General features: G+C 48.2%; 8 protein-coding genes and 1 pseudogene. 7 read left to right on the forward strand and 2 right to left on the reverse strand.

All coding sequences use genetic code 11. The annotated features are described in order from the left end of the window. From ABYT30_RS12230 to ABYT30_RS12255, 6 genes and pseudogenes are all read left to right on the forward strand, one after another. Window positions 1–241 (forward strand): annotated as a pseudogene (locus tag ABYT30_RS12230) (hypothetical protein); the annotation flags it as partial. A 110-nt stretch (window positions 242–351) separates the two neighbouring features. Beyond that, on the forward strand, window positions 352–843 hold the full coding sequence (rraA, locus tag ABYT30_RS12235) for a ribonuclease E activity regulator RraA (protein WP_373080384.1): 492 nt from the start codon (window positions 352–354) through the stop codon (window positions 841–843). A gap of 38 nt (window positions 844–881) precedes the next feature. Further along, window positions 882–1,916 carry an LLM class F420-dependent oxidoreductase gene (locus tag ABYT30_RS12240; RefSeq protein WP_373080383.1) on the forward strand — a complete coding sequence of 345 codons (1,035 nt, stop codon included), beginning with the start codon at window positions 882–884 and terminating at the stop codon, window positions 1,914–1,916. A 208-nt stretch (window positions 1,917–2,124) separates the two neighbouring features. Continuing rightward, complete coding sequence (aceK, locus tag ABYT30_RS12245) at window positions 2,125–3,858, forward strand: bifunctional isocitrate dehydrogenase kinase/phosphatase (RefSeq protein ID WP_373080380.1); 1,734 nt, start codon at window positions 2,125–2,127, stop codon at window positions 3,856–3,858. Between the two features lie 232 nt (window positions 3,859–4,090). Beyond that, on the forward strand, window positions 4,091–4,924 hold the full coding sequence (locus tag ABYT30_RS12250) for an alpha/beta fold hydrolase (RefSeq protein ID WP_373080378.1): 834 nt from the start codon (window positions 4,091–4,093) through the stop codon (window positions 4,922–4,924). Then, window positions 4,914–5,837: a diguanylate cyclase gene (locus tag ABYT30_RS12255; protein WP_373080375.1), complete on the forward strand. Its 924-nt coding sequence runs from the start codon at window positions 4,914–4,916 to the stop codon at window positions 5,835–5,837. The genes ABYT30_RS12250 and ABYT30_RS12255 overlap by 11 nt, the downstream gene beginning before the upstream one ends. A 13-nt stretch (window positions 5,838–5,850) precedes the next feature. On the opposite strand, the gene ABYT30_RS12260 is transcribed toward ABYT30_RS12255, so the two are convergent. Beyond that, window positions 5,851–6,711 carry a helix-turn-helix domain-containing protein gene (locus ABYT30_RS12260; protein ID WP_373080374.1) on the reverse strand — a complete coding sequence of 287 codons (861 nt, stop codon included), beginning with the start codon at window positions 6,709–6,711 and terminating at the stop codon, window positions 5,851–5,853. A 244-nt stretch (window positions 6,712–6,955) separates the two neighbouring features. Continuing rightward, entirely contained in the window at window positions 6,956–7,558 is a 603-nt protein-coding gene (locus ABYT30_RS12265) for a hypothetical protein (protein WP_373080371.1), read from the reverse strand. 384 nt (window positions 7,559–7,942) lie between these two features. Here ABYT30_RS12265 and ABYT30_RS12270 point away from each other — a divergent pair. Continuing rightward, the coding region (locus ABYT30_RS12270; RefSeq protein ID WP_373096735.1) for an enoyl-CoA hydratase-related protein at window positions 7,943–8,233 on the forward strand (291 nt) is incomplete at its 3' end.

Consider the following 8,233-nt stretch of genomic DNA (forward strand, 5'->3'; position numbering starts at 1 on the left):
AAGCCTTCCAGAAGACCTAAACGCCAAAGTAAAGCCTGATGTCGGTGCCGCGAGCTTGCTACTGCTCAAAGAAGGCGAAGACTTTATGGCTTATCTTGCAGGTATTTACCAGGAAAATGGTTTCGACATACCGGAAATAGACCTGATGAACGCCGATCGCTTAGAGTACTTAAGCGTATTAGGCATGGCTTATCTCGATACCGATATCGATGCCGATTACCTAGATATTATTAGCGAATGAATTAAGTCGTTTGCCGGACACGTGACGGGAGACGAGCGACGCAAAAAAAGGCATAGTAGTTTTTCATGCGTTCCGCTGCTTCCCCACGACCAAGCACTGCAGGAGTTATTATGAATACGATATCCACCCCCGATCTCTGCGATGAACATGGCGACAAGGTTCGCGTACTCGAAGGCGACTTCCGCCATTACGGCGGAAAACAGCACTTCTGGGGCGAAATCGCCACCATAAAATGCTTCGAGGACAACTCCCGTGTCGCGGAAATGGTTAAAGAGCCCGGCAAAGATCGCGTGCTTGTCGTTGATGGCGGCGCCTCGCCACGACGCTCTCTTTTAGGCGACAACCTCGCTCGCGCCGCCGCGGAAAACGGTTGGCGCGGCATAGTAATTTACGGCTATTTACGCGATGTAGAAGAACTCGCCACCATGCCCATCGGCATTATGGCGCTGGGCAGCGTACCCCGCAAAACTGAAAAACTCGGCGACGGACGCTGCAATATAGCTCTGGAATTTGGTGGCACCACGCTGCTTCCCGGCGATCACTTATACGCCGACCTTAGCGGTGTAATCATTTCAAGCAAGCCACTGACAGACACCCCGTAATCTACTAGGCTGTGGCTAACTAATAAAAGGATAAAGCAATGAAACTTGGACTACTACTCGGCTACTCTGGGGCAAAACTCTCTATCCCCATGGACACTGTCAAACAGGCAGAAACACTGGGCTTTGACTCCGTGTGGACAGCTGAAGCCTACGGTTCTGACGCCGTAACACCCGCTGCATGGATTCTGGCACAAACCACTAAGATCAAAGTCGGCACCGCTATTATGCAAATGCCCGCACGCAGCCCCGCCATGTGCGCCATGACCGCCATGAGCCTAGATCAGCTGTCTGGCGGCCGCTTTATCGTTGGCCTCGGCGCATCGGGTCCACAGGTTGTAGAAGGCTGGCATGGTGTGCCCTACGGCAAGCCAGTAACCCGGACCCGCGAATACATTCAAATCATGAAAGAAATTTTTGAGCGCAAAGGCCCTGTTGAGTTTGACGGCAAAATGTATCAAATGCCCTACAAAGGCCCGGGCGCAACCGGGCTTGGCAAACCTCTTAAGTCGATACTCCACGGCGATCCAAGCATCCCCATTTACACCGCATCAATAACACCTGCCGGCGTAAGTGCCTCAGCCGAAGTCGCTGACGGCGTATTCCCAGTATGGATGAGCCCCGAGAAGTACTCAGTACTGCAGCCCAGCATTGAAAAAGGACTATTAAAAAGCGGCCGAAGCAAAGCTGACTTTGACGTAGCGCCCTTTGTCGGCGTCATCATGGACGACGACCTCGATGGCTGCCGCGTCTTTATTAAAGACTTTCTCGCGCTTTACATCGGCGGCATGGGCGCCAAGGGCAAAAACTTTTACACCGATTACGTTACAAGGATGGGCTACGGCGACGCCGCTGAAAAAATTCAAGACCTGTATTTGGCGGGCAAAAAAGATGAAGCGCGCGCGGCCGTCCCCAACGACTTAGTCGACGAAGTCGCCCTCGTTGGCCCTGAAGCGAGAATACGTGAGCGTGCCAAAGACTGGAACGCAGCATCGAGCCGTGGCGAGATAAATACTATGCTGTTAAATTGCCAGCAGCCTGAAGCAATGGAAGTGATGGCGGACTGCTTCCTTTAACGGGAGGCGCTTGATGGGAGACGGAAGACGCTAGGGCATTCGCTGCGCTCATGTCGGATGTCGGAAAATATCAGCTCGCGCACAATTAAGCCTTGCTGTTGATTTTTCGCCTGACGTCCAACTTGGTTTTAGCGCCGCCCATCTCCCGTCCAGCATTCTGCCGGACTAGGCTTACCACCAAACAGAAATAAAATCAGGAACCAAACGCATGACTGCCGTAACCCGTCGCCTTGCCATGGCCATTCTCAATGGTTTTGATGCTTTTTTTGCCGAGTACAAGAACATCACCCTCGGCGCTCAGGCGCGCTTTGAGGGCGCAGACTGGCACGGCGCCCAAAAAGCCATGCGCGACCGACTGGATTTATGGAAGCAAAAACGCGCTATTGTCGCCGAAGCCGCTTACACCATCACCGGGGGCAGCGTTGAAGATCGGGACAACTGGGAGATCGCCAAACAAGAATATGCCGAGCTCATTCAAAGCCATGACAACTATGAAATTGCGCAATCGTTTTTTAATTCAATTTATTGCTACATCTTTAAACATGAAAAAATTCGCGACGTACACACTTTTGCCCTGACCTCAGTCGAAGACTGCGCCCCGGCATCAAGCGAATCCATACTAAGACGCTACCGTTTTGACGGCGACAATGCTGCCGACATAGCCAAATCACTACTCATCGACTGCGAGTTCAATATCCCCTGGGAAGATCTCGACCGCGACGTCGGCTTCATTATGAACGTCGTTAATCGCGAGCTCATCCCCAAGATACGCGACCGCAGTAAAGAAATTTATGTAGAAACCCTCGAGTCGCTATTTTTCCGCAACAAAGCGGCGTATTTAGTCGGTCGCATTGTCAGCGGCGACTTCACTATGCCCTTTGTACTACCGATTCTACACAGCGAAAACAATTCGATTTTTGTGGACACCGTGCTCTCTGACCCAGATGACATCTCCATATTATTCAGCTTCAGCCGCAGCTACTTTATGGTCGACACCTCGGTGCCATCTGAGTACATTGCCTTCTTACACCGGCTGATGCCCCACAAAGAAATATTCGAACTGTATATTGCAATCGGTATGCCCAAACACGGTAAAACCGAATTTTATCGCTTCGCTGTTAACGAGACTGCCAACAGTGACTCGCCCTATATTATCGCCCCAGGCATAAAAGGCATGGTGATGCTGGTATTCACTCGCCCCGACTTTGGCTATGTATACAAAGTGATTAAAGATCGCTTTACACCGCCCAAAGATATGAGCCAAGAACATGTGCGCAAGTGCTATAGCTTGGTTAAGCGTTGGGACCGTGGCGGACGCATGGCCGACACCCAAGAGTTTAATAATTTAGCCTTTGACCGTCGCCGTTTCTCCGATGAATTACTCGCGGAGCTTGAGAAAGAAGCACCCTCTAAGGTCAGTGTTAGCGGCAACGCCCTGCTCCTGAAACACGTCTATATCGAACGCAAGATGGTCCCCCTAAATCTCTATCTTAAAGACTGCGACGAGCAGCAGCTGGAAAGTGTAATGGGCGAGTACGGCAATGCTATAAAGCAATTGGCGGCGGGTAATATATTTCCCGGCGACATGCTACTCAAAAACTTTGGCGTTACCCGTCACGGCCGTGTGGTGTTTTACGACTATGACGAAATTTGCCCCCTCACCGACTGCAACTTTCGCAGCCTACCGGAGCCGAAAACGGAAGAACAAGCCATGTCCAGCCAACCATGGTACGAAGTCAAACCAGAAGATGTTTTCCCTGAGGAATTTCGCCTATTCTTCTCAGGTAACCAACGCGCGAAAAAAGTATTTGATGCATTACACAGCGACCTCTATGACCCAGCTTACTGGCAGGGGCTACAGGAAATTATTCGCAATGGCTATGTTGCCGATGTATTCCCTTATCGGAAAAAGCAGCGCTTTCAACAGCGAGCGACACTGTGATATATCAGTAATCAAACAGAACTGGGCGCATTATTGAAATACGGTAATCGTCAAACAATAAGGTGTTCAGTTCTGTTTAACCATCGTATTACCATAAACACCGCCAACAATAATTTTAAGGGTATCTACTTACATCTATCAGAGCCAGCATATCGTAAGCTTAAAAATTCCCATCATGTACAGGCTATGATCTCTTCCCGCAATTAAATGCATTACGCACAAGGGAAAACAGATGCCAGACATAGACATCCTACTTCGAAACAATGTCAAAATAATTGGCAGCGGTGATCAAACCCTGGTAATGGCACACGGCTTCGGCTGCGATCAAAATATGTGGCGATTCCTAACACCCGCCTTCGAAAAAAAATACCGCATAATTTTATTCGACTACGTCGGCTCGGGAAACTCAACGCTTTCTACTTATTCATCCAAACGCTACAGCCAACTTGACGGCTACAGCCAAGACATCATTGAAATTTGTGATGCACTGCAATTGCGAGACGCGGCATTTATAGGTCACTCCGTGAGTTGCATGATCGGACTCATTGCGTCAATTGCTCGGCCCGACCTATTTTCCAGCTTGACGATGATTTGTCCTTCCCCTTGTTTCCTGAATCACCCGCCGGAGTACATGGGGGGCTTCGAAAGGGAGGATCTTGAGGAGCTGATTGCACTAATGGACAAAAACTATATTGGCTGGGCAAATTACCTTGCGCCACTGGTTTTAGGCGTAGTAAACAAGGAAAGTTTTCTCGACGAACTGTCCGGCAGCTTCTGCTCAACAGATCCGGTTATCGCCAAGAATTTTGCCAAGGCAACGTTCTTTGAAGATCGTCGATCACTGCTAAAAGTTACTCCACTACCGTGTTTATTACTCCAAAGCCAGGACGACACATTGGCGCCACTAGGTATTGGCGAGTATATGAATCAGCAAATCCAAAATTGTGAACTTCACGTCGTAGATGCCCATGGCCACTGCCTACACATGACAAATCCTGACGATATCAGCCATATTATCGATGCCTTTATGGTGCCAATCCGCACTGGGCATCCAAATGGAAGCTAACACTCATCTTGCATCAACAATTCTAGAAAAGCAGTTCGCCAATAATTTTTTATGTGCATTACTGGTAAGTAATAGACGACGGGAAATTATTTTCACAAACCGCTACCTCCAAACGGAGCTCGGCTGGGATGAGGCTCAATTACTTGGCAAGGATATCAATGTACTGCTCACCAGAGCATCACGTATCTTTTGCGACTCCTACCTATTCCCAATCATCAGCATTGAAGGTCGCTGCGAAGAAACACAAATCACCCTAGTAAAAGGCAATGGTGAACGCTTACCCGCTGTCGCTTACGTGCGCAGTACACCCGACCAAACAGGCTTGCTGTACTGGACAATAGTGCCATCTATTAATCGCGACAAATTATATGATGAACTCATTTCCACTCGCGCACACTTGGAGGCCCAGGCAGAGATCCTAAACTCGCTGGCCACCATAGATGAACTTACAGGATTGAAAAATCGTCGAGAGTTAATGCGCTTAAGCGAAGTCTTACTTAGCCAAACGATACGCAGCGCACATGAATTAGCGCTACTGTTTATAGACATAGACTTTTTCAAGGCGATTAATGACAAACACGGCCACCTCTTTGGCGACCACATACTCCAACAGCTAGGCAGAATACTAAACGAATCAGGACGCAGCTCAGATATTATCGGCCGCTATGGCGGTGAGGAGTTTATTATCGTCATTCCCGATGCCGATCGAGCCGCCGCGCAATGTTGCGCTCAGCGCATTCACGACTTAGCTAGGTCGATAAACTTTGACAATCACCATTTAACCGTCAGCATTGGGATTAGCCAAACAAAAGCGACGAAAGACATTCAGTTAAGTCACTTAGTAGCAAGTGCAGATAACGCACTTTATAAAGCTAAGGCGTCAGGGAGAGACTGCACTATTTTTGCCGATTAAAATAGCGGCCGAGCTACGCCATAATGGTATCGCGAACACTCAAACGCAGCTTAGTTGATTTCGGCAGTGCAAGGTAATCTGAGAACTTTGCCGTGGAGTTTTCATTTGTAGGTACAAACGACTCAATCAGATACTGAATCGAAATTCCCTCATCAATATCAGCATGAAAATTACTCGTCACATGCGTAAATTCAGCACTCGCTCCACCAATTCCAACAAAAACATTATTGCAGCCATGTAGCGCCAACGGATTTGGCTCTGTCCGCAAGGCATCACGCACACCGACGACCGCAATGACCTCACGCTCTAGGCTCGCAAACACCCCAGCTTCTGCGGTCTGCTGAGCCTGAAGACGCAGTCGCCACACAAGACTCCTAACGACATCACCCCAATTAGACAAATAGGGCTTTAAGCTGTCTTGATGAACGATAGACAATAATAAATTTGGCTTACCATTAAACAACCGCAAATCCACTTCGAAATAGTCAAGATACAATTCAGACACTTTGTTCATAGATAGAATATTTAGGTGTTGGTCCAACAAATACGCAGGATACGGACTATATAAATCTAATATTTGCTGTAATGGCCACGGCAAGGCGCCGGCGATATCCATGTCGTTAGGTGACGCACCAGCCGAGGCGAACCCAGCCAAGTTCAACAACATGTCTTCCTGACTCAAACTCAGCTCTAAAACCACAAAAATTCGGTTCAAGGTTTTCCGGCTAACGCCGGTTTTATTGCATTCGACAAAACTGAGATGCCGACTCGATATACCCGCAGCCGCCGCGACAAGTTGCTGCGAATAATTGCGCTCCTTTCGGCACTGTCGCAAAGATGCACCAAATAAGGAGTTACCGATATATTTCGCCACAACCATTTCCGATTTGAATATTGGATCTGACTGTATCAATTATCTGAGGGTATGCGTCTAATTACTCGACACTCAAAAAAAAATACTACCTGAAAGGTTAAGAAGCACCCTACATCATTGCTCTTTCTACGCTACAACTAACGATGCTACTTGTTCTCACAAGTTAAACTATCCCCCTTATTCACAGAGAAAGCCACCTTTTAAAAAAGGGCGCTTTTAGCGCCCTGTCAATCTAAAGCACATATTAAAATTGCAGACGTGCATTCACCCCAATTTCATCGGTATCTAAATCACCGATAAAGCTTCGACTGATATTGGCGCCTACCGAGAATTGCGGAACCACGTAAACCCGAATACCGGCACCCAAAATAGCACCCGTGTCAGTACCACCATAATCAGCATCCCGGTGGGCCAATCCGCCCAATAAATTGCCTTCTACATTATTAGTCAGCCAAGTCCGACTCATCACGCTACCGGTTAAAGTATCTACATCAACATTATCCCAAGCCGGCTTTTTACTGTCGGATTCTGCAAAGCTGTAGTCCAAGGCCAACACTAAATCACTGCGACTAGACATTTTCATAGGGTGACCAACGCCGACGCTGACGGTATCAAACTCGAGGTTTTTATCGACATCGAGATTACCTATAGAACCACGGATAAAGATATTTTTATCGAGCGCCAGTGACCCGCCGCCATAGACATAGTCAGCATCGTCATGATCGATATCCACATCGGAAAAGCCACCTTCCACATAGGTATAACTAAACTCTTTGGCATTAACCTGAAATGACGCCATCGTCGCCACTAAACCAAGCCCGATAAGCTGCTTCTTAGATATATTCATCGCAATGTCTCTCCGTTGAATTGATGGAGGATTAGACTGGGTTTAGGCAAACAGTTCCTCGAACCCAGTGACTTGTGCACTATGCACACTCACGCAACTATTCCTTACTTAAGCTGTCCGCATGCAGCCCGCCCCACAACCACAGCACCGCCGCCAAGCACCGGCACCACTATTGATGAAATTGCAATAATTGCTATTTGTTTACGGCTAACTGCAATCGGCGCTCCTAGCAAAACCCCGCACTCACTAGCTATATAAGCCAGCTAGGACAAATACCAGCAAGCCGCTAATGAGTACAATTCAATAGACAAGCAAAAAGCGGCATGTTATCGTCTCTTTATTGACATGCAAATCAATAAAAGCAGCTAGAGAGAGCTTGACAAAATGAGCGCTGATGTACTGTACAACGTAGCGGACAATGGGCTCGCCACGATAACAATGAACCGACCAATCACTCATAACGCATTCAATAATGAAGTGATCCAGCAGCTTCAAGACGCATTTTCGCGCGCGGCCGCCAACAAAACAGTCCGCGCATTGCTTTTACAGGCCGAGGGGAGCAGCTTTTGCGCCGGAGGCGACATGAACTGGATGAAGCAAATGGCGAACTATAGCTACGAGGAAAACCTCGCAGACTCAAGAAAAATCGCCGCAATGCTCCATAAGCTAAATACC

This window comes from Zhongshania sp. (assembly GCF_041623545.1).
In the GTDB taxonomy this organism is placed as follows: Bacteria; Pseudomonadota; Gammaproteobacteria; order Pseudomonadales; family Spongiibacteraceae; genus Spongiibacter.